The following is a 22,289-nucleotide window of genomic DNA, read 5'->3' as shown; positions in this document are numbered from 1 at the left end:
GTCGAGAGATGTCTGAAGGAGTGAGTGCCCAAGCGCGGACATGGTGCCGTATGCCCCCTCACCAACCCGCGGGGATTGCAAACCCAGCTGTGTGATGTGAGGGGGGCCTCAACGCCGGTTCCACAAAGCGGGCATCCGTTGTGTCCCACGGTTCCTCACAGGAGTGCCTCCGGCGGCAAGGGGTTCCCCCCTTGACCCCCTGCTCTCCGCTCGCAAGCTCGCCGAGAGCAGGCAGTGTCCTACTGTGCCGCTGCGGCCTCGACAAACACATCCATCTGCTGCCCGACGAAGACGTCCTCCGTCCCTTTCTCGATCTCGTAAATCACCTGCAGGACCCGCGTATCCACCCGCTCCGTATTGTCCCCGGTCAACGACCGCTTGGGGATGATGTACGGCTCGACCCGGACGAACCGCAGCGGGTACTCCGTCTGGCTGTCCCCCCGGACCTTCCCGGACGCCCGGGACTCCGGCTGGAACCGCGGGACGTCGTGCTCGTCGATATCGACCCGCACCCGCTTCTGCCGGACGTCGCCCAGGACGATCAGTGAGCGGCCGGCCATCGTGTCGACCGCCTCGCCGGGGCGGACATTGACCTGCAGGACTTCCAGCTCCGGCGCGTCGGACGTCGGGACGGTTGGCGTCAGAACGCGGTGCCGCTCCTGTTCGATCTGCCGCTGCTCCAGCTCCGCCTGGGCCTGCAGAATCCCCGCGCGGGAGACCGCCTTGTCCGCCTCCCAGGCTCCCGCCAGCAGACGCTTCAGTTCCGCGTCGGACCGGTCGAACTGGGCTTTGGCGGCCGCCAGCCGCTCCCGCGAGCTGACGAGCTGCGACTCGGTCGCGGCATCGCTCTTGATGAGGCGATCCATCCGCTTGAACTCGTCCTCGATCTGGGCCACCTGGGCGGCCGCCTGCCGGAGCGCCGCTTCGGCGGGGGGGATGTCTTCCTTCCGCGGCTCGTCGGCCAGCCGCTGGAACTGAGCCTGGGCGGCCGCCAGCTTGGCCTCCTGCAGCTTCACCTCGGTCCGGATCTGCCGCGTGTCGAGAACGAACAACGGGTCCCCCGGCCGCACTTTCTGGCCGACCTTGACGGAGACCGTCTCGACGATCCCCGGGAGGTGCGATCCGATCGCGATGTTCTCCGTCCGGGACTCGATGATCCCGGCCCCCGCGACCCGATTCGGATACGGAGAGGTGGCCGGGGCGAACGGAGGGGGGCTCTGGACGACCGGCTGTTGCCGGGAGATGACGTGCCACGTCGCGAAGAGGAGGGTGATGGCGGCAATCGCCGGAAGAATGAACGATCGAAGCATGCCACACTCGCGGAAGGTGGCGAATTCTAGGCGGCGTTCCGCATCGCGGCCTACGCGGAACGAGTGAATTCCCACGTACTCGATTGCGTCGCGGGGAAACCTCGGCATAACTCGTTTCGGCGGATCGTCTTTCCGCTCTTTTTCGGTCTGTGGAATCCATCCCGATGTCGATCGCTCCGCTCTCCCGAGCTCTCGTGGCGGCCGTGCTTTTCCTGGCCGGAGGGGAGGCCGCCCGCGGCGAGACCTGGAAATCCGTCCGTCAGCTTCCCGCGCCGGAGGCGAACCAGGCGGCCGCGGCGGACGAGCGCTACCTCTACGCCATTACCAACGACCGGGTGGTGGTGTTCGACCGTGCGACGGACGCACGGGTGAGTGAAAGCCGCGGTGACGCAAAACACCTCAACAGCGGCTTCGTCTGGGACGGAGTCCTGTACGCCGCCCACTCGAACTATCCGAAGACGCCGGAGTCGAGCCAGATCAAGCGGTTCGACCCGGCCACGGGCGAGCTGACGACGTTCCATGACTTCGGGAACTACGGCGGCAGCCTGACGTGGGCGATTCATCAGCCGAAGCGGGCGCCGGACGAGTGGTGGTGCAACTTCGCGAAGTTTGGCGAACACAACGTCGAGACGTTTCTGGTCCGGTTTGATGCCGACTGGAAGGAACTCGCGCGGTTCACCTATCCGCCGGAGCTGTTCGGGCGGCTCGGGAAGTTCAGCCTCTCGGGCGGGATTTGGACGGACGACACCTTGCTCGTGACCGGCCATGACGACCGGATGGCGTTCCGGCTGCGGCTCCCTGCGACGGGGACCGTTCTCGAGTTTGTCGAAGAGGTTCCGATCGCGTTCACCGGCCAGGGGATTGCCGCCGATCCTGTGACGGGTGGCCTCGTCGGGATCGACCGCGGCCGAAAGCGAGTGCTCGTGGCGGAGTCCGAGCGTCTCGCGGCCCGGCGGCTGCGGGTGCTGACCTACAACATCCACCACGGCGAAGGGACGGACGGGAAGCTCGACCTCGACCGGATCGCGGAGGTGATCCGGGTCAGCGCGGCGGACATCGTCTGCCTCCAAGAGGTGGATCGGAACGTGACCCGAAGCGGCCGCGTCGATCAGCCGGCGGTCCTCGGCAAGGCGCTCGGGTTCCACGTTGCATTCGGTGGGAATCTCTCCCTCCAGGGGGGCGCATACGGAAACGCCCTTTTGAGCCGGTATCCGATCTCACGTTCCGAGAACGTGCTACTGCCCGTGGTCGCGAAAGGGGAGCAGCGCGGCGTCCTGATGGCGGAGATTGCGGTTCCGATGCTCGCGGCCCCGGTCAAGGCCTTCGCCACACATCTGGACCATCGCCGCGACGACGCTGAGCGCCGGGCCTCCATGCAGGTCATCAATGACCGCGCGGCGAAGGCTGGAAATGCATTCGCGATCCTCGCCGGGGACCTCAACGACGATCGCGGGAGCGAGACGCTCGCCGCCGTCTCGTCGCGGTGGACGCTCTGCGGCGACCGCGAGATTCCGTCGATCCCCTCGGATCAGCCGAAGCAGCAGATCGACTTCGTCGGCTATCGGCCGGCCGCCGCCTGCCGCGTCGTCGAAACGCGGGTCATTGCCGAGCCGGTCGCCTCGGACCATCGCCCGGTCCTGACGATTCTTGAATTCGCGGACACGCCCTGAGGACCGCCTCCACCGCGAGGGCCGGCAATCCGCCTCAGTGCGCCAACGCGTCCGCGACGTCCGTCCGGTAGGCGGTCAGGCCGGGGACGATCCCGACGAGCGTGGCCAGGACGAGGATCGCCGGGAAGACCGTGAGTTCGATTGGATCGAAGCTGAATCGTTCGATCACGAGTCCGCTGCGGGCCTCGATGAACGGGGCTCCGAGAGCGATCAGGCCGTGCCCCAGGACGAGTCCGCCGAGGAACCCGCCGACGCACAGGAGGATCGACTCCGCCAGGATGATCGTCATGACCGCGGTGCGGCTGGCCCCGAGGGCCCGCATGATCCCGATTTCGCGGCGGCGGTCGGACATCGAGTTGTAGATGCTGACGAAGATCCCGATCCCCGAGACCAGGATGATCAGGCCCGTCAGGATCATCAGCGCCAGCCGGATGTTCCCCACGAGCTTCGTCATGATGTCGGTCATGACCTTGACCGGGCTGACCGCCTGAGCCTGAAAGCCCTCCTTGAGGTCGGCCATCGTTCCCATCACGAACGACTGGGACTGGAACGGAAAGTCCGGGTCCTGCTTGGCGACGACCAGGATCGACGTCACTTCCCGCTGCAGGTCCGGAACCGGACCGTGGTCGTGGTGTGCGTGGTCATGCCCCGCCCCGTGATCGTGGTGGGCATGTTCCTTGAGATGCGCGAGGTCCGCCTTGTAGCGCTCCCGCACCTGCTCGACCGATTCCCGGTAGAAGTCCGCCTCGCGTGCGACCGCCTCGTCGATCGGCTTGTCGTGCCCGGCCAGCAGGAAGAAGCCTTCCAGGTTCACGAAGACCGTCCGGTCGTTCGGAGTCGTGGTCCTTCCCAGGACGCCGCGGACGGTGAACAGCTCGTCGTGGACGTGCTCGTCCTGGCCGCCGTGGATCATTTTGAACTGGGAGCCGACCTTCCATCCGTTCTTCCGGGCGACCTCGCTGCCGATGACGGCGTCCCAGGCTCCCCCGGGGAGTTCGCCGTCAAGCAGGTACGGCACCGGCTTCCCACGGTTGTAGCCGGACGGGATCCGGAAGTAGTCGACGGTCGTGCCGACGATCGGGAACTGTCCCACCTGGGTCGTGTCTCCCAGGGCGACCGGAATCGCGTACTCGACTTCAGGCTTGGCCTGCCACTCGCGGTAGTACCGCCACGGCAGATTTTCGATGGGGGGCTCGATGCGGTAGACGGTGCTCAGGACGAGCTGTGTGGCGCTCCCCTTGGGCCCGATGATCATGTCGTAGCCGGTGCTCCGCTGGCTGAAGAGCCCGGAGATCGCGTTGTTCAGGATCAGGACGGCGATCATCAGCGCGACGCCGAGCGCCACGCTGAGCGAGGTGAGCGACGACGCGAGACCCCGCTGGCGGATGCTCTTGAGGGCGATCGTGAAGCGGTTCATGTCAGGTCTCCCGGCTGGTTGAAGTCGGCAAGGCGATCGACCCGCGAGAACTGGGAGGCGACCTCCGGCGAGTGCGTCACGAGCAGCAGCGACACGTTCCCTTCGCGGCAGGCGTCGCGGAGGAGGCCGAGGATCGTCGACTGGTTCGCGGTGTCGACGCTGGCGGTCGGCTCATCGGCCAGCATGAGCCGCGGCCGGTTGGCGAGGGCCCGGGCGACGGCGACCCGTTGCTGTTCCCCGACGGAGAGCTGTCCCGGCCGGTGGTGCAGCCGGTGGCCGAGTCCGACCCGTTCCAGCAGGGAGCGGGCGTAGTCGCGATTGGCCTTGCCGGAGAACGACATTCCCAGGAGGACGTTCTCGTAGGCCGTGAAGGCGGGGAGGAGGTGGAACGTCTGGAAGACGATTCCGATTTTCTCAGCCCGGAACCGGTCGCGGACCGCTTCGGGGAGGCGGGCGATGTCGGTGCCGTCGACGCGGACGACGCCGCTGTCCGCCTGTGTCACGCCGGAGATGACGTTGAGGAGCGTGGTTTTTCCACCGCCGCTTCCGCCGACGAGGGCGACCTGTTCTCCCTGCTGAAGTTCGAACCGCCGAATCCCCAGGATGTTCAGACGTGTGCCATCCGGCTGGCGATACGTCTTCCGGACATTCTCCAACAACAGGGACATCGCACCTCCGCCAGTCTCAGATCCGTCGATCTTTCGAGTCTAGCGGGCGGTGGTGCGAGTCCATAGTGACGGCCAGTGTGCAGATGCACAAAATTTTCATGAAGACGGCAGCCGTGTCCTTGCCGGACGGACGTCGATAGCTCAAACCCAATGTGCCACGCCCCCTTGCCGCCGGAGGCACTCCTGTGAGGAACCGTGGTACGCAACGGATGTCCCCTTTGTGGTACCGGCGTTGAGGACTCCCCACTCGCTCTGCAATCCCCGCGGGTTGGTGAGGAGGCATACGGCATGTTGTCCGCGCTTGGACACGCACTCCTTCAGACATCTTTCGACGGCCAGGCCTCCGGCGGGCAAGGGGGATTCTCCCCCCTGCACCCCCTGACCAGGGGCCCCCTGGACCCGGTTCCGTCAGAGCTCTGCTGAGACTCTCGCGACTTTGGCACCCAGCGACCGCAGCTTCCGATCCAGGTGCTCATACCCGCGGTCAAGATGCGGCAGATCGTCAATGACCGTCGTCCCCTCCGCCGCCAGCCCGGCAATCACTAGCGCCGCACTCGCCCGCAGATCCGTCGCCCGCACCGCAGTCCCGCTCAACCGCGACACGCCCGTAATACGGATCCGGTTCCCGTCCCGCTCGATCTTCGCACCCATCCGCTGCAGTTCCGGAACATGCAGGAACCGATCCGGAAAGACCGTATCCACCACCACGCTCGTCCCCGGCGCCGTACACAGGATCGCCGAGAGCTGAGCCTGCACGTCGGTCGGGATCCCGGGATACGGCCTCGCCGCAAAGTCGCACGCCTTCAGGGCCCCGCCGCCAGCGACATGGATCGCATCCGGACCAGCCGGCTTCACGTTGATCCCCGCCGCGGCCGCCCACTCCAGAACGGACTCCAGGTGGTCGAGCCGCAGCCCCTCAATCCGTGCGGCTCCCCCCGTCGCGGCGACGGCGGTCATGAAGGTCGCCGCCTCGATCCGGTCGGGAATGATCGCGTAGTCGGTCCCGTAGAGCGGAGCCGATCCCGCAATGCGGATCGTCTCCGTCCCATGCCCGTTGATGATCGCTCCGCAGTCCCGGAGGAACTCCGCCAGATCGCACACCTCCGGCTCGCGGGCGGCATGCTCGATCACCGTCTCCCCTTCGGCGAAGACGGCGGCGGTCATCAGGTTGCAGGTCCCGGTCACCGTACTGCCCCGCGGACCGGCGAGATCGATCGTCGTCCCCCGCAGCTTCGTGGCGGAGGCGATGATGTCGCCATGTTCGATCCGGATGCTGGCCCCGAGCGCCTCCAACCCCTTGAGATGCAGGTCGAGCGGCCGGTGTCCGATCTGGCAGCCCCCGGGGAGAGCGACTCGCGCCTCGCCATACCGGCCCAGGAGTGGACCGAGGACGCAGACGCTGGCCCGCATCTGCCGCACAAGCTCATAGTCCGCCACCTGCGACCGCGGCCCCCCTCCCTCTTCGATGGTCAGGTGGTTGTCGACGTCGCGGGTCACCTTCAGGCCGAGGCGCGTCAGGACGTCGGAGAGGGTCCGGACATCGGTCAGATCGGGAACGTTGCGAAGCGTCGTCCGGCCCTCGACCGCCAGGCACGCAGCCATGATCGGCAGCGCGGCGTTCTTGGCCCCGCCGATGCGGACGATCCCCCGCAATGGATTGCCACCCTGGATCGCCAGTCGCTCCACGCGGGCCTCTACTCTCGCCGGTGACGTCGGGCATCCCAGACAGCCCGAGCGGCGGAAGTGTGCCCCGCGGCGGTCATTCCGGCAAGAGCGCCTCCCGGGATCCCGGAGCCCGCGTCGCTCAGACGCCGCGGAGAGCCACGACGGCGATCGTCACCGCCGCAAAGAACATCCACCACACCCCGCATTGAGCTTCCCGGCGGAATCCAGGGGTGCCGGTCGCGAGTTGCCTTTCGGCAACATAACCCCGAAGCCGCGGCCACCACCGCGGCGTCCGGACGCAATAGGCATCGAACTCCGCCCCGAACTCGCCTCGAAGGACCCGTTCTTCTGCCGGAACAACACCGAAGGGATAAAGCAGGATCGGAGGGACGACCAGGGCCGCCAGCACCGGGCTCTGCCAGAGCGCCAGGAAGCCCAGGACGATGAGAAGCGTCCCCAGGTACAGCGGGTTGCGGGTGAGCGAGTAGGGCCCGGTCGTCACGAGCTGCTTCGTCTTCCGCAGGCCGATCGAGGCCAGGGCCCACAGCCGGACCGCGATCCCGGAGACGACGAACGTCATCCCCAGGCCGGTCAGGGCCAGCCCGCCCGCGGAATCCGCCGCCAGCCAGGGCCGGGTCAGGACCGTCAGCGCGACCCCGCTCACGATGCACACGGCGGTCAACGGGAGGCGGATGCGGTAGGCCAGGGCGCGGCGGACGTTGGGGATCGCGGACTGCGTCGCCGTCGCCGGTTTCCCCTCATCGGGGGTGAATGCGGTGGTCAAGACCGGTGTCGTCACTGGCAGCGATGTCGAACGACGCGGCTCCGGACGAAACGGGGGGAGCTGCGATGCAAACGTCGTCCGTGCGGCCGGACGGGCAAGAGGCCGCGGGAACGGCTCAACAGGGACAGAAGACATGTCGATCTCCGGAGTAGGATCCGTCCTGGACGGGAGACGCCGTGACTCAAGGCGAGCGGTGTGATCCTAGTGGACAGAGCGAGAGCTCCCCGGGGGCATCCGTCATTCTAAGGAAGAGTTCATCGAACGAACGCTCTGGGGGGCTTGGGCTGCGCCCCAAGGTCAGGCCCAGGATCCTGGGAGGGCGAGGCTCCAGCCGAGCCGCGGCGGTGGTGAAAGCGAACAGTTTCTCATCCGTGTGCCCGAGGTGACCGGATTCGAAGCGGTCTGGAACCTGCGCAGCTCAGCAGGAGCTTCGCCCTCCCGTTTGCTGCGAACACCCTGCCCCGTTCCGCACCGACACACGAGCGTCAGAACTCTCCGAGACGCTCCTGACCGCAGCGCGTTCCCAGCGCCCGCCACACCTCGGGGGCGATTCCGTCCTGGATCGAACGGACCGAACCATCGAACAGAGTCGTGTTCACCAGCCCCGGATGAAAACTGCGGGAGGTGATCGCCGCATACGTCCGCTGCGTCGGGCTGCTCCCCTCCTGCCGCGAGTTGAAGTCGATGTCATACGTCCGCCCGTCCGAATGGACGTACTCGACAATCCGGTTCGGCGTGAAAACGGTCGTGAATCCGGTGTCGTGCACGTTCCCGTCACACCACTCCGTATGACCGCCGTTGTCATTGAGGTTTGGACCCAGCTCGAACGACGCCGCCCCCGCCCACGCGGCGAACTGGTTTGGCGACGTCGGAACCGCGGGCCCCGGGTCGACGCTGTTCACGAACATCGGCTGGAACGTCTTCACCTCGGAGATGGCGAGCGTGTTCGAAAGCCCATCCGCGATCGCCGATGAGCCCAGGCTGCTCCCGGGAAAGAACGGCCCGTCGCTCCCCTGCCGGGTCCTGGGATCGAAGATGAACCACGTCCCGAAACTGAACCCGTAGTTCACGGGGCGAACGAGCCCCTCCTCCGGGCCGGCGTCGCAAAGCGAACTCGAATTGGGATCGCTGCCGCACTGGTAGCTCGGGATGGACAACTGCTGGACCCCGACCGCCAGGTTGAGGGGGTCGTCCCACTGGTACTCGAACTGAATCCGGTCGTAGACGTTCGCCTGATCGAGAAACGGAAGGAGCCGTCCATGAACCGACCACGACCCCGCCCCCGACGGAATCGACCCCGGCGGGAACCGGCCGTGGGCGCTCTCGTAGTTGTGGAGCGCCAGGCCGATCTGCTTGAGGTTGTTCCGGCAGGCGGCGGCGCGGGACGCTTCCCTGGCCTGTTGAATGGCCGGCAGGGCGAGCGACATCAGCACGCCGCTGACCGCCGTCACGACCATCAGCTCGATCAGCGAGAAACCGCGCCGCGACCCGCTCATATCGCCTCTCCCGCGAGGGCGATGTCCTCCTCCTCGGTCAGCGGCTGGTGGTCCGGCTCGCCCGGCAGCGTGACCTGGAAGCAGCTCCCTTCACCGGCCTCGCTCGTGACTTCGATCTGGCCGCGATGCATCTCGGCGATCGCCTGGCAGATCGCCAGCCCCAGTCCCGCTCCGCCGCGATCGCCGTTCTGCGACGGATCGACGCGGTAGAACCGGTCGAAGATCCGGCGGAGCAGATCGTCTGGAATCCCGATTCCGGTGTCCTGAACGCCGATCACCAGATCGCCCCCGTAGACGTGTCCCCAGAGACGGATCGCTCCGCCCGACGGCGTGTACTTGAGGGCGTTATCGATCAGGTTGTAGAACAGCTGGCTCAAAAGCAGGTCGTCGCCGACGACGAGCCAAGCCGGCAGCGGTCCGCACGACAGCGCCACACTCCGTTCCACCGACCGGTTCTGAAACCGTCCCAGGACGTCCAGGAGCAGGAGGTCGACGCGGACGGTCTCTTCGAAGATCGGGACCTGCCCGGCGTCGTGGCGGCTGAGCGTCAGGAGCTGGCTGACGAGCTCGCCGAGGCGGGTCGCCTCGTCGGCGGTCTGTTCCACGGTCCGGCGATAGGCCTCGGCGTCGCGCGGAGCCCGGAGGACCACCTCGGCTTCCGTCCGCAGCGCGGCAATGGGGGACCGCAGCTCGTGCGCGGCGTCGGACGTGAACCGCCGCATCTGGTCGATCGACCGGTGCAGCCGGTCAAACATCGCGTTGAGCGTCGCCGCCAGCCGGCCGAGTTCGTCGCGGGGATTCACGACCTGCAGCCGCTGGTCGAGCCGCTCGGCGGAGATCCGCTCCGCCGTGGCGACCATCTCGTCGACGGGCGCGAGTGCCTGCCGCGCGAGGCCGTAACCCGTGGCGATCGCCACGAGGAGCGCGATCGGCACCATGGCCAGCACGGTTCCCACGTACCATTGGAACTCGCGACGGAACGCGGTCTTCGGTGCTGCGACCTGCAGCATGAGCGGCTTGGATTGGGGATCCCGAATCGCCGAGCTCACGAGTCGGAACGTCCCGACCTCGGGGATCTCCAGATCCTGGACGACCTGCCCGCGGAGCTCCGCCGCGGGACCGGGCGTCGGGAGAGTGACGTTGCTCAGGAACCGGCTCTGAAACAGTGGCTCGCCCGTCTCCGTCAAAACGCGGAAGTGGAAGTGCGAGTGGACGGCGTACCGCTTCCGCAACGTTCCCAGCAGCTCGCTGGAATCGTTCGCCAGGTTGACCTCCTCGGCGAGTTCCCGCAGCTCCTCGCCAAGCCACTGGTCCGCCTGCTGCTGCAGGTGGTCGTGGACGAGCGAGAGCATGACGGCGCAGAACGCCGCGAACAGCCCGGTCAGGACGGCGGCGTTTCGCAACGTCAGCCGCCAGCGGATGGTCCAACGGCTCACGGGCGGTCTCCCAGCAGGTAGCCCTCGCCCCGGACGGTGTGCAGGAGGCGGCTCCAGTCCGGCCGCTCGATTCGTCGCCGGAGCTCGCGGATCTGGACTTCGATGACGTTGGTCCACGTCGCCGTGGAGGCTTTCCAGACGTCGCGGGCCAGCATCTCGCGGGTCACGACTTCATTGCGATGCCGGAGCAGGTATTCGAGAAGCTCAAACAGACGGCGCGTGAGCGAGACCTCCTCGCCGCGGCGGGTCACCTTGCGAGTCAGGAGGTCGATCTGGAGGTCGTCGTGCCGCAGGACCGAGTCGGAGACGACGGCGGCCCGGCGGAGGAGCGACCGCAGGCGGGCGACGAGCTCGCCGAAGGCGAACGGTTTGACGAGATAGTCGTCCGCTCCGGAATCGAGGCCGAGGATCCGCTCGTCGACGGTGTCCCGTGCGCTCGCCACGAGGACCGGGACCGCCAGACCATCCCGCCGCACCTCGCGGAGGAACTGGAGCCCGTCGCCGTCGGGGAGCTGGAGATCGAGAATGATGGCGTCGAGCGGTTCCGTGCGGACGACGTTCATCCCATCGGCGCGGCTCGAGACCGGGAAGACTGTGTGCCCCTCTTCCCGCAGGCCGCGTTCAAGACTGGAACGCAGCGACTGGTGGTCCTCCAAGACCAGAACGTTGGACATCGTTGCCTCTTCCGTGAGATCTTCCACCCCGGACGTTATCAGTCCGCCTCGTCGTTCGAAAACCGCCGGGCCCGAGATAAGGGAATTTTCATTTTCCGGCGGTGGCCCCGGAGATCGCTATTTCTTTCCGGACGACGCCGGGGACTTGGACGTCGAGGGAGCATCCGGTCGTCCCCCGAGCGAACGAATCCGCCCCTCGAGCTGCTGGATCGACTGCTGCAGCGACATCCGGATCTCCGCGGCACTCCGGAGCGACTGGTCCGCCTCCAGGCGGTCATTCGAGGCTCCGCCGCGGGCGTGCTCCGCTTCGGTCATCGCCTTGTCGGCGGCGATCTGTTCCTCGTGGAGCCGCTTCCACTGCGCGTTCGCCGAGTAGAGCTTCGTCTTCGCTCGATTCAGGGCGTCGGAGGCGTCGTGGAGTTCCTCCTGCCGCTTCTTGTAGGCGGCGTTCTCTTTGAGCGTCGTCCGCTGCTCGCGCGTCAGGTTTCCGAACTCCTTGAGGCGGTCGGCTTCCTTCTCGCCGGGCTCCGGCGCCGGCCACTTGAGGATGCGGTGCATTTCCGCGTCGAGGGCGTGCTGAGCGGTTTCGAGGGCCGAGAGCGCCTTGGCGAACTCGGAGTCATCCGACTGCTGGTCGATGATCTGGTGTTCGAGTTCTTCGAGTTTCTTGTGGGACTCTTTGTGGGCGGACGAGGCTTCGTTGATGTCCTGTCGCGCGGCGGCGGCCCGCGTCCGGGCTTCGGCCAGGTCGGATTCGCTCCGCGCCATCTTGCTGCCGAGCCGGTCGAGGGCATCGCGAGCGTTTTCGAGCTGCTTCTGCAGGCGGGCGATCTCCTGCTGCCGCTGGACCTGAACCATGCGGCCGGAGCGCCCGCTGCGGGGAGCGGCCGGTGCGGTCGTTGCCGAGAGGGCGACCGTGAATGTCAGGGCAACGACGAGGAGAGGGCGGCGGAGCATGGCGGAGTCCGTGATGTGGCGGGGAGCCAATGAGGAAGGACCGTCATTGTCGCACACTTCCGGCGCGAGTTTCGACAGAATCGCCGATTACATCTTGGACACGTGCTCCTTCGGACAGTTCTCGACGGCCCGGCCTCCGGCGGGCAAGGGGGCCAAAGAAACAACACAGGCCCCCTTGCGTCCCCCACCAGGGTGCCCCTCGACCTGCCCCTCGCCCCAGTGGGGGGAGATGTCGGGGGAACCCACGCTCGACATCAATTGGCCGATCCCGTATGCCATGCGCGTTGCCACTCCGCATCGTCCGAGGCTCTATTCGTGAACACCTTTCCGTGCAAAGGGATCGTCCCCCCGCTCGTCACTCCCCTGACCGGGCGGGACCGCCTCGATGTCGCGGCACTGGAGCGGCTGATCGAGCACGTCCTTGAAGGGGGCGTCCACGGCGTCTTCATCCTGGGAACGACAGGAGAAGGACCGAGCCTCAGCCACCGTCTCCAGCGGGAAATGATCCGCCAGACCGGCCGGATCGTCGCGGGGCGCGTCCCCGTCTTCGTCGGCGTGACTGACCCGTCGTTCGTCGAGTCGGTCGATCTGGCCCGCACCGCTTCGGAAGCGGGGGCCGATTTCGTCGTGCTTGCCGCCCCGTTCTACTTCCCGGTCCATCAGGCGGACCTTCTGCAGTACACGGAGGAGTTCGCCCGGGAGTCGGCCTTGCCGACGCTCCTTTACAACATGCCGACGCACACGAAGGTCTCCTTCGATATCGGGACCGTCGCCCGGCTGCTGGACAACCCGCGGATCGTCGGGGTCAAGGACAGCTCCGGGAGCATGCTCTACTTCAACCAGCTGCTTGAGCTGGCCCGGGAGCGGCCGGACTTTGCGGTCTTCATGGGGCCGGAGGAGTTGATGGCCCAGGCGGTTCTGGCGGGGGCCCACGGCGGTGTGTGCGGTGGGGCCAACCTGTTGCCGCGGCTGTATGTCGAGCTCTTCGAGGCGGCGGTCAGCGACGACCTGCGGCTGGTGGCCAAGCTGCAGCACCGGGTGATGCGGATGTCGTCGAAGATCTATCAGGTCGGGCCTGCGCCGACCGGATATCTGACCGGCATCAAGTCTGCGCTGAGCCTGGTCGACATCTGCTCTGCGATCTTTGCGGAGCCGATCCATCCGTTGTCGGAGCCGCAGGTGGCGACGATTCGTCAGCACCTTGTTGATCTCGGCGAGTTCCCGCAGCTTCAGGCGTCGAAGCGCTGAGCGACGTTGCCTGCTCCATATCGGGTCCAGGGGCACCCTGGTGGGGAGTGCAGAGGGGCAACGCCCCTTTGCCCGCCGGAGGCCCTCTCGTCGAGAACTGTCGGAAGGAGTGGGGGTCCAAACGCGGACGACGTGCCGGATGCCCCCTCACCAACCGGCGGGGATTGCAAAGCCGGCGGTGTGCGTTAAGAGAGTCCTCAACGCTGGCGCCACAAAGGGAACATCCGTTGTGTTCCACAGTTCCTCATGGAAGAGGCCTCCGGCGGCAAGGGGGCGTGGCCCCCTTGACCCCAGCGGCCGTGGCACATTGGGTTTGAGCTATCAGAGTCCGTCCGGCAAGGACACGGTTCGATTCAGCGAAACCATCAAGCAAGTGCGTCTCTCATCTCGGCGCAAAAAAAGGGACGTCCGTCCGGACGTCCCTTTGGCATGACCACTTTGGCTCGCCGCCGCGATCCTACTGAAGATTCTTCTTCGCAAAGTCCGCGATCACCGTTCCCAGGGCCTTCAGCACTTCGACCTGGATGTCGACCATGCCGTTGACCTTGTTGTCGTCGTGGTCAAGGACAATGTCGATGACGTCGACCTTCCCTTCCATCGCCTTGAGCGCTGGATCGGCCCAGTCGTAGTTCTTGAGCTTGTCCGCGGTGCTCTGCTTCTTGCCGTCCCGCCCGACGGTCGCCTTGGCTTCCTTCTTCTTGGGCATCAGCCCGGACGACTGGATCAGCTTCTTGAGGTCGATGTCCAGCTCTTCCCAGAACGACTCGTTGATGTACAGGATCGGCTTGGCGTGCATCCGCAGCGAGGCGAAGCGGTGCATGTTCGCCATGTCCGGCGTCCCCTTCTGCTTCTCGACATAGGTCTTGAGGACCTCCAGGCTCCCCTGTCCCTTCGCGATCCACACCGACTCGGGGCCGGCGGCGATGTAGATGTCGCCGGTTCCCCAGAAGTCCTTGACGACGTCGCTCGGCTTGGTGTTCTGGATGTGATGGACTTCGACGTCGCCGATCTTCTCGACGTTCGCCTTCGTCACCCACTGGCTGTCCGACTTGGGAAGCTGCTCGACAATCTCCTTGATCGCCGCCCCCTCATTCGCCCGCAGGCCGGCAACGAAGACGTGCTTGCCGCCGGACTGGGCGGTGAGCTCTCCGAATGCGTCGAGGACCCCCAGGCTGGCGTTCTTCTCGAGGAGCGTGAGCAGCGTGGTCATGATCGCCTTGCGGGCGGCCTTCTGCTCGGCGGTGATCCCTTCCTTCTTGTCAATCTTCTCATGGGCGACCGGCCCGGACAGCTTCGCGATCTCGGCAATCCGCTTCTGGCTCTGTGCGCCGAGGTTGAGAGTGATCCGCCCCTTGAGGACCGGATCCTCCGCCTCCGGGATGCCGGCAAAATAGCTCGGCTTCGTCCCCAGGTCCGAACCGGCCTCGAAGAGCTTGGTCCCTTCGAGCGCGGCAAACCGGATGGTCCCGCGGGCCGACTTGGCCTTGGGATCGGTGATCCAGCCGAAGAACAGCTCCTGCGACTGGACGAAGATCTGGTCCATCGTGTCGAGCTGCTGATTGGCGAGCGCCTTGCGGAGCTGGAAGGCGGCGTCCGACTCTCCTTCGTTGGCCGTCTTGAGATTCCCGTCGGACTCCGACCGGAGTTTTTCGATCGCCTTCTTCCGCGACGGGACGTCGTCCTTGGTCGTCAGAAGCTGGACGGCGATGTCATAAGAGGGATCGCTCTCGAAGTGGACAGCGTTGGCCTCCTGCGGATCGGCGATGGTCGCCGGCACATCGGCCTGAGTGCGGGTGATCGTGACGTATTCGAACGCGTGCCGCAGCCACCACGGCACTTCCGGCAGGACGTCGCCGGTCAGCTCGTAGAGCGCCTTGTCGGTTTTGGTCCGCTTGGCGTCGATCCCGATCGGAGCCAGGTTGTCTTCCAGGAACTCCTTGAGGTTCCCCTTCTCGACGGGGATCACAAAGACGCTCCGCTTCCCTTCGGCGGCATCGATGACGGTGTCCATCCGGACCGGCTTGTCGGTCGTGACACCGATCAGGAACACCTCAATGTTGGGGAGAACGTTCTTCTCCCACTGTTCCTTCTCGCCCGCCAGGTCGACGACGATGTACTGCAGGTCCTCGATGAGCCGGTCCGCACTCGCCAGACCCATGAAGATGCGGGCGGGCTTTTCCTCTGCTCGAACAGCCTGAGCACCGGTCAGCACACACAAGGCGGAAAGAACAATCGACCTGAACAGCATGGCTACGCGACTCCTTGCAATCGTCATCAACTCGATGTCGGTCTTAATCGCTGACGGACACCGAGGCGCGGGTTACCACGCTGATCGCTCCGTCGACCACTGATCCGGACTGGTCACGTCCGGTCAGAAAGGCTTGGAAGGATAGGAGATTCAAAAATTTCGGGCAAGAAACGATTCGTAACGAAACGATGATGCGAGACTCGCAAGCGATCTCTGTGCCCGGGACAGCAAACCTCGGCAGGTCAGCCCGGCAGCGTCGTCTGGAGGTACGCCACAAGCCGGTACTCCGGCTCCGACATCTCGCTTCGGACGCGTTTCGCCAGCGACGGGGCGTGTGAGGCTGTCTTGAGCCCCTGCAGATACGCCAGCAGCAGCCCCCGGCTGTCCTCCGAGCCGTGCAGAAGAAAATGGACCCAGGCCCACGCCTCCTGATAGTCCGACCGCTGCATCTCGCTGACGTCTTCCAGCTTCTCCAGCCGCGACAGGTCCGGCTGCCACCCGTTCTGAATCGCGACGGAGAGCCGCTCGACGTGCTCCCGGTTCAGGTGCCCCGGGATAAGCGGCGGCGTCTCGAAATACTCGGCGATCCCCTCGTCCAGCCAGAGGGGGACGGACTTGAGGGAGGCGTGGAGCAGTCCGTGCGTGTATTCGTGCCGCAGGTCTTCGGACGTCTTGTCCCCCAGGAAGGCGTAAACCGCCAGCTCCGTTGAGGTTCCGATGAAGTACGCCCGCCTCGACGGGAGGTTCGGATGCCGGGACGTCATGAATCCCGAGTACCGGGACTGGTCGCGGAACAGGTAGACGATGACCGGCTTGGTCGGCGCGGGGAGGCGGAGCGTCGTCGTGACCCGTTTCCGGACATCCTCCAGGTCCCGCAGGGCCGGGTGGCTGTCATCCATCTTGACGTCCGAGCGGACCATGAGCTGGTCGCGCTTGACCTGATAGTCGTTGGGAAGCGCGGCGACCGGAGTCCCGCGGTGGAACGAGCAGCCGGCCGAGGCCAGGCCTGCTAGCGACAGCGTCAGAAACCCCCGGCGCGACAGGGCCGCCCCCTCACCCCCGCCTGGGGATGGAGTGTCGGAACCGGGCAAACTTTCGGTCGATCGCGGCATTCGCCGTTTGCATCCGTGCGGAATCGAACCGGCGCGGCCGTCCGCGCTGCTGCGAACCTCCCGCGGAATCCGGGGAGGGCAACCGCGGATAGTGGCAGATCGTGCCGCGCGGGAACAAGGGCGGTTTCGGTCCGGCTCGGCCCCCTCACCTCGTCCCGAATCATCCGAAACTGAAGCCGTTCACGTAGAACGTCGTGACGATGCACACCGCAAGCTGGCCCAGCAGCAGGACGATCCACTCCGCCGAGGAGGCCCCGGATGAGGGATCGTCCGGAGACGGACGCGGCACCGCCACGGCCAGGATCGGCCAGGAGAGCAGGAAGCACCACAGCCGCGCCGCTTCGCCCATGTTCTTCCCCGTCAGCCAGAGAATGCCCCAGACGAGTCCCCACGCGGCGATCTGCGCCCGCTGCCGCGGCGCGATTCGCCCAGCCGCCGCGAGCGACAGCGCCAGGGACAGGACGATCGGCGCCCCGACCGCCATGGCGAGTTCCAGCGGATTGACCCACAGCCACTGGAGATACGTCCGGGGCGAATGGGCATAGAACTCGGCATGATTCCGCAGGTTCTGCAGCCACACCCCCAGCGTGTCGTAGCCGGCCCAGATCCAGAGCCCGAGCCACGGAATCAGAAAGCCGCACAGGGCCCAGGCGACGTTCCGGAACGTCCGTCCGAGGGCGCCTTTCCCTGGGGTGGCAAGTTCCCCCGCCGACGCAGGGGACTCGCCTCGAACCAAACCGACTTCGAGCAGCGACGCCACGCCGATCAGGAACGCAAGCGGCAGAAACGCCAGGCTGAGCGTCACGCATCCATACAGCAGCAGCCCGAACAGCACCGCCCGCCACGCGGATCCCTTGTCGACGCTCCGGAACCAGATCCAGGCCAGCGCCGGCGCCAGCCCGCCGAAGAGGGCATCCGACTTCGGAAGGAACACGATGATGGCGGGAACAAGCGGCCACAGTGCGGCGGCGCTCCACGCGCCGGCCGGATCGGTCCAGCGGCGGGCGAGACCGTAGATCGCCGGCCCGCCGAGCGCCGCCCCGAACATCGCCAGCAGACCACCCAGCCAGAGGGCCGCCGCATCCGGCGCGGTCAGCTTGCGGTCCGGCGGAGCGGTCGAGTTGAAAACCTGGAACGCCTCCACGACCCGGCCGGGACGGGATGCTTCGGCCAGCCGCGTCGCCAAGGGGGACGCCTCGCAGAACTGCCGCAGCCCATGAAACACGAGCGTCAGCCCCGGGGGGTGTGTTCCGAGGTGGAGATACCGGTCCATCCCCTCCGCCTCGGTCACCCGCTTCCGGTAGGTCTGCAGAAACTCCTGCGTGGAATGGACGTCGTTCTGAGCCTGCGTGAAATACCCCGACGATCCGGGAAAGCCCAGGACCCAGGGGAACCGGTCGAGCCCCGTTCCGATCGGCAGGAGGCTCAGGAGGACTCCCCACCAGACGAGCGTCACCGGCCACAGCCCCGCGACCCAGGCACGGATCCACGCGGCCCCTGAGCGGGCGAGCCGTTTCCGTCCGGCCATCGCCCACCAGCAGTACAGCCCCCCGGCTCCCGCCGCGAGGCCGAGGTCAAACCAGTCCTCCCCCGCCAGCGTGCGGCGGGGCCACGTCCATTCGTTCGGAACCCCCAGAGGGACGGCCGGATTGGCGATCACCCCGACCGTGGCCAGCACTCCGATGAGAAGGAGGATCGAACGAAGGATTCCGGAGCGATTCACAAGTTCGTTTCGCGGGACGAAGACATCGACGAGGTCCGAACCGGCGAGCGGAACGGAGCTTCGGATGATAGAGGAACCCCGCGGCCGGGACAGAGGGCCGCGCTCAGGATCAACGGGAGCTGCCTTAACACTCGTCCGTCACTCAATCCCATCGTTTCGTGCCGTCGGAGCCGCGAGGCTCGCCCGTGGCTTGCATGCGGGGGCGGGAGCGCTCAGGCTGCGGATCCTGACTCGCGAGAGGCCGGACGGCGGGAGGTCGATCTGGTCGCGCTCAGAACGAAGAGGAGTGAATCGTGCCGCTGGCCCACCTGGGACGAGCGCTGGCCCATCGGAACTATCGACTCTACGTCATCGGCCAGGGGGTCTCGCTGATCGGCACCTGGATGCAGCAGGTCGGCCTCTCCTGGATGGTCTTCGAACAGACCGGCTCGTCGTTCATCCTCGGCCTCGTCGCCTTCTCCGGCCAGATCCCGGCCCTCTTCCTCTCCCCTGTCGCCGGGGTCCTCTCCGACCGCTGGAGCCGCCACCGCACACTGCGGCTGACGCAGACGCTCGCCATGGCCCAGGCCCTCGCGCTCGTCTGCCTGGCCCTGCTGGAAACGATCCCCGTCTGGCAGGTGATCGCCCTCAGCATCGCCAGCGGACTCATCAACGCCTTCGACATGCCGACCCGGCAGGCGTTCCTCGTCGACATGATCGACGACCGCCGCGACCTGCCGAACGCCATCGCCATCAACTCGTCGATCGTCAACTCCGCCCGCCTCGTCGGCCCCTTCCTGGCGGGACTCCTCATCGCCGCCGGCGGGCCGATCGCCTGCTTCCTGCTGAATGCCCTCAGCTACGTCGCGGTCCTGATTGCGCTGGCCGCGATGCGGAACCTTCCCCAGCGGGAGCTCAAGCTCGCGGGCTCGATCCGGCAGGGGCTCGAAGAGGGAGTGCGGTACGCCTTCGGGTTCCGGCCGATCCGGATGCTGCTTCTGATGATGGCCCTTGTGAGCCTGTGCGGGATGTCGCTCTCGGTCGTGCTGCCGGTCTTCGCCAAGGAAATCCTGAAGGGGGGCCCGCTCCTGTTCGGGTTCCTCAGCGCGGCCTCGGGCTGCGGGGCGCTGTCGAGCGCGGTCTATCTCGCTTCGCGGAAGACCGTCCTGGGGCTCGGCAAGAAGATGTCGTGGGCGACGGGGCTGTTCGGGCTGGGGATGATCGGCTTCTCGTACTCGCGGCTGATCCCGGTCTCGATGGGACTGCTCGTCCTGACCGGCTTCACGATGATGCTCCAGATGGCCTCGAGCAACACGCTGATTCAGACGCTCGCGGACGAGGACAAGCGGGGCCGGGTGATGAGCCTCTACACGATGGCCTTCATGGGAACCGCGCCGATCGGGAGCCTGGTCGCGGGGGCGATCGCGGAACGGTTCGGTCCGCCGATGGCGCCGTTCTCGGCGGGGCTCGTCTGCATCGCCGGAGCCCTCGCGTTCGCCCGCATCTATCCGAGCCTGCGGGAAGAGGTCCGTCCGCACTACGAACGGGCGGGGATCCTCCCCAGGATGGCGGTCGCCGTCGAAACCGCGAGCGAACTCACGACGCCCCCTGAGGACGCGAAGTAACCCCTCCGTTCGGCCGAACGAACGCGTTGGCATCCAGAACGCCGACAATGCCCACCGCCGCGACCGGAACGTCGCGGCAATGAAAGGACTGGGAAACGGAAATGCGAATGACTCTCCGACCGTGGATCGCCTGCCTCCTGCTCGCCTGGAGCGTGGTCCCCCAATCGAACCGCGCCTCCGCCGAGGACAAAAGCCCCGCTAAGCCGAGCGGCCCGATCATCCTCGCTCACCGCGGCGGCGCGTATGAGTTCGAAGAGAACACGCTGGAAGGTTTCCGAGCCTGCTACGAGCGGGGGATTCGCGGTTTCGAGACCGATGTCCGGATGACGAAGGACGGGGTCCTGGTGATCCTCCACGACGACAGCCTCGACCGGACCCACAACGCGACCGGGGCCGTCGAGCAGAAGACGGCGGCGGAACTCAAGGAGGTCACGACGAAGAAGGGCCAGAAGCTGCTGTTCTTCGATGAGTTCCTCGGCTACTTCGCCGACAAGCCGGGCGTCTACATCGAGCTCGAGATGAAGACCCGGACCAAGACGCTCTATCCCGACGACCGCATTGATGACTACTGCCGCAAGCTGCACTCCGCCGCCGAGGCCCGCAAAGCGGCCGGCTCGACCTATGTGTACAGCTCCTTCGATGAGCGCCCGTTGAAAGCGATGCACGCCCTGGACGCCAAGGCCCCGCTGTCGCTGATCGCCAGCAAGCCCTGCTCAGCCGACTTCATTGAGCGGGCCAAGGCGGTCGGGGCGGACCGGATCGCCTGCCAGTTGAACGGCACCTCCCGCGCCGCGGTCCTGGAGGCCCGGAAGAACGGCCTCCTCGTCAACGGCTGGCCCGGCCGGAGCGTGCAGGACTACTACCTCGCCCTGGGGCTGGGGATCGAAGTCCACTGCACCGACATCCCGACCGTGATCCAGGCGGCCAAGGAGAAACTGCCCGAGTGACCTCGGCCGGAGTGAGGCGAGATTGGGGGCTGTTTGTTAAACACCAAGGCACCAAGGAGGCACTAAGAACACCAAGATTTTGCGAGACCAGGGCCTTGGTGACCTTGGTGCCTTCTTTGTGTCTTGGTGTTTAACTCTTCATTCGGAAGTCGGCGGCTCGATTCGTTCGACGACCGGGGAGGACTCCCGCAGGTTGCTGAGGTAGGCGACGAGGAGTTCCGCCAGGAGGCCGACCGACATGAACTGCGCCCCGAGGAGCAGCAGCACGCCGGAGTAGAACATGAGCGGGCGGGAGCCGATCGGGACATCCGGAAGCAGGCCGAGGCCGTGCCCGAGGATCCAGACCGCCGCGAGATAGGCCAGCCCGAGCCCGCCGATGCCGAAGCAGAACAGCCCCGCGGCCCCCAGAAGGTGTTGCGGACGCTCGCCGTAGCCGGTGACGAACATCACCGTGAGGAGGTCGAGGAACCCCCGCTGAAACCGGCGGAAGCCGTACTTCGAGTGGCCGTGGACGCGGGAGCGGTGGTTGACCGCCAGCTCCGTCACGCGGAAACCGCGCGAGTGAGCCAGCGCCGCGATGAAACGATGCAGTTCGCCGTAAAGCGGGATTTCGCCGGGGACCTCGGCCCGGAAGAGCTTCAGGCCGCAGTTGTGGTCGTGGAGCGTCAGGCCGGTTCCACGGCTGACGAGCCAGTTGAAGACCCGGCTCGGATAGACCTTGTGCCAGGGGTCGAGCCGCCGCTGCTTCCAGCCGTTGACGACGTCAAAACCCTCTTCCAGCTTGGCGATCAGCCGCGGGATCTCGGCCGGGTCGTCCTGGAGGTCGGCGTCCATCATCAGGATCAGGTCCCCGGTCGCCGCTTCGAAGCCCGCCCGGAGAGCCTGGGCCTTCCCGAAGTTCCGCCGGAAACGCAGCCCCCGGATCGTCAGCGGCGGGGTCGGGGGCGCTGCGGCGAGCGACCGGATCAGCTCCCAGGAACCGTCGCGGGAACCGTCGTCGACAAACACGATCTCCGCCGTAAGGGCCTGTTGCGAAACGACCTCGCGAATCTGGCGTTCCAGTTCGGCAAGGCTGCCCTGTTCGTTGAAGACGGGGACGACGATCGAGAGTTTCCGCACGTCCTGGTCAGCCGGGTGTTCAAGCGGGAGCGGGAGGGAGACGGGGCACTAGCCGGTCGGCAGCATGGCAGACCGGCCCGGTGGTGTCGAGGATGTGCGGTTTGCCGAGCTGGAACCTCAATCCGGGCCGATGGTTCCGAAAGAATCAATGGTCCGGGATCGGGGGCCGGCGGGCCCCCTGTTCTACAGACCGATCAGTCAATGTTGATTC

At 66.3% G+C, this 22,289-nt stretch carries 17 protein-coding genes; 4 read left to right on the top strand and 13 right to left on the bottom strand.

What is annotated here, in order from left to right:
• Positions 1-239 precede the first annotated feature (239 nt).
• A complete protein-coding gene (locus VT03_RS06580) occupies positions 240-1,310 on the bottom strand; it encodes an HlyD family secretion protein (RefSeq protein ID WP_075092257.1) in 1,071 nt (356 codons plus the stop codon).
• 164 nt (positions 1,311-1,474) lie between these two features.
• Here VT03_RS06580 and VT03_RS34095 point away from each other — a divergent pair, with 164 nt between their 5' ends.
• Entirely contained in the window at positions 1,475-2,980 is a 1,506-nt protein-coding gene (locus VT03_RS34095; protein ID WP_197489222.1) for an endonuclease/exonuclease/phosphatase family protein, read from the top strand.
• Positions 2,981-3,014: 34 nt separating this feature from the next.
• Here the strand turns inward: VT03_RS34095 and VT03_RS06570 are convergent, their stop codons facing one another.
• The 8 genes from VT03_RS06570 to VT03_RS06535 all read right to left on the bottom strand — a co-directional run bounded on the left by VT03_RS06570 (position 3,015) and on the right by VT03_RS06535 (position 12,077).
• The gene (locus tag VT03_RS06570; protein ID WP_075092256.1) at positions 3,015-4,397 is read right to left on the bottom strand and encodes an ABC transporter permease; all 1,383 of its coding nucleotides are present in this window, start codon (positions 4,395-4,397) and stop codon (positions 3,015-3,017) included.
• Entirely contained in the window at positions 4,394-5,065 is a 672-nt protein-coding gene (locus VT03_RS06565) for an ABC transporter ATP-binding protein (RefSeq protein WP_075092255.1), read from the bottom strand. Before VT03_RS06565 ends, VT03_RS06570 begins: the two co-directional genes overlap by 4 nt.
• Before the next feature lie 408 nt (positions 5,066-5,473).
• On the bottom strand, positions 5,474-6,751 hold the full coding sequence (gene murA / locus VT03_RS06560; RefSeq protein WP_075092254.1) for a UDP-N-acetylglucosamine 1-carboxyvinyltransferase: 1,278 nt from the start codon (positions 6,749-6,751) through the stop codon (positions 5,474-5,476).
• 118 nt (positions 6,752-6,869) lie between these two features.
• The gene (locus VT03_RS06555) at positions 6,870-7,514 is read right to left on the bottom strand and encodes a methyltransferase family protein (RefSeq protein ID WP_075092253.1); all 645 of its coding nucleotides are present in this window, start codon (positions 7,512-7,514) and stop codon (positions 6,870-6,872) included.
• A gap of 485 nt (positions 7,515-7,999) precedes the next feature.
• Complete coding sequence (locus VT03_RS06550; RefSeq protein ID WP_075092252.1) at positions 8,000-9,010, bottom strand: DUF1559 domain-containing protein; 1,011 nt, start codon at positions 9,008-9,010, stop codon at positions 8,000-8,002.
• On the bottom strand, positions 9,007-10,446 hold the full coding sequence (locus VT03_RS06545) for an ATP-binding protein (protein ID WP_075092251.1): 1,440 nt from the start codon (positions 10,444-10,446) through the stop codon (positions 9,007-9,009). The genes VT03_RS06550 and VT03_RS06545 overlap by 4 nt, the downstream gene beginning before the upstream one ends.
• Positions 10,443-11,120: a response regulator transcription factor gene (locus VT03_RS06540; RefSeq protein WP_075096962.1), complete on the bottom strand. Its 678-nt coding sequence runs from the start codon at positions 11,118-11,120 to the stop codon at positions 10,443-10,445. Before VT03_RS06540 ends, VT03_RS06545 begins: the two co-directional genes overlap by 4 nt.
• Positions 11,121-11,237: 117 nt before the next feature.
• Positions 11,238-12,077, bottom strand: a complete 840-nt coding sequence (locus VT03_RS06535; RefSeq protein ID WP_075092250.1) for a hypothetical protein — start codon at positions 12,075-12,077, stop codon at positions 11,238-11,240.
• A 315-nt stretch (positions 12,078-12,392) separates the two neighbouring features.
• Between VT03_RS06535 and VT03_RS06525 the strand changes: the two genes are divergently transcribed.
• Positions 12,393-13,325 carry a dihydrodipicolinate synthase family protein gene (locus tag VT03_RS06525; protein ID WP_075092248.1) on the top strand — a complete coding sequence of 311 codons (933 nt, stop codon included), beginning with the start codon at positions 12,393-12,395 and terminating at the stop codon, positions 13,323-13,325.
• A 457-nt stretch (positions 13,326-13,782) separates the two neighbouring features.
• Here the strand turns inward: VT03_RS06525 and VT03_RS06520 are convergent, their stop codons facing one another.
• The 3 genes from VT03_RS06520 to VT03_RS06510 form a co-directional block, all read right to left on the bottom strand.
• Complete coding sequence (locus VT03_RS06520; RefSeq protein WP_156514331.1) at positions 13,783-15,573, bottom strand: hypothetical protein; 1,791 nt, start codon at positions 15,571-15,573, stop codon at positions 13,783-13,785.
• A 242-nt stretch (positions 15,574-15,815) separates the two neighbouring features.
• Positions 15,816-16,685 carry a DUF1570 domain-containing protein gene (locus tag VT03_RS06515; RefSeq protein ID WP_075092246.1) on the bottom strand — a complete coding sequence of 290 codons (870 nt, stop codon included), beginning with the start codon at positions 16,683-16,685 and terminating at the stop codon, positions 15,816-15,818.
• Positions 16,686-16,845: 160 nt separating this feature from the next.
• On the bottom strand, positions 16,846-18,408 hold the full coding sequence (locus VT03_RS06510) for a hypothetical protein (protein ID WP_075092245.1): 1,563 nt from the start codon (positions 18,406-18,408) through the stop codon (positions 16,846-16,848).
• A gap of 293 nt (positions 18,409-18,701) precedes the next feature.
• Here VT03_RS06510 and VT03_RS06505 point away from each other — a divergent pair, with 293 nt between their 5' ends.
• Positions 18,702-20,012: an MFS transporter gene (locus VT03_RS06505; RefSeq protein ID WP_197489221.1), complete on the top strand. Its 1,311-nt coding sequence runs from the start codon at positions 18,702-18,704 to the stop codon at positions 20,010-20,012.
• Between the two features lie 107 nt (positions 20,013-20,119).
• Entirely contained in the window at positions 20,120-20,959 is an 840-nt protein-coding gene (locus tag VT03_RS06500) for a glycerophosphodiester phosphodiesterase (protein WP_075092243.1), read from the top strand.
• Between the two features lie 138 nt (positions 20,960-21,097).
• On the opposite strand, the gene VT03_RS06495 is transcribed toward VT03_RS06500, so the two are convergent.
• The gene (locus VT03_RS06495) at positions 21,098-22,078 is read right to left on the bottom strand and encodes a glycosyltransferase family 2 protein (RefSeq protein ID WP_075092242.1); all 981 of its coding nucleotides are present in this window, start codon (positions 22,076-22,078) and stop codon (positions 21,098-21,100) included.
• Between the last annotated feature and the right edge of the window lie 211 nt (positions 22,079-22,289).

Source organism: Planctomyces sp. SH-PL14, from assembly GCF_001610835.1.
In the GTDB taxonomy this organism is placed as follows: Bacteria; Planctomycetota; Planctomycetia; order Planctomycetales; family Planctomycetaceae; genus Planctomyces_A.
The sequence above is the reverse complement of the archived record's forward strand: the minus strand, read 5'-3'. Positions and strand labels throughout refer to the sequence as shown.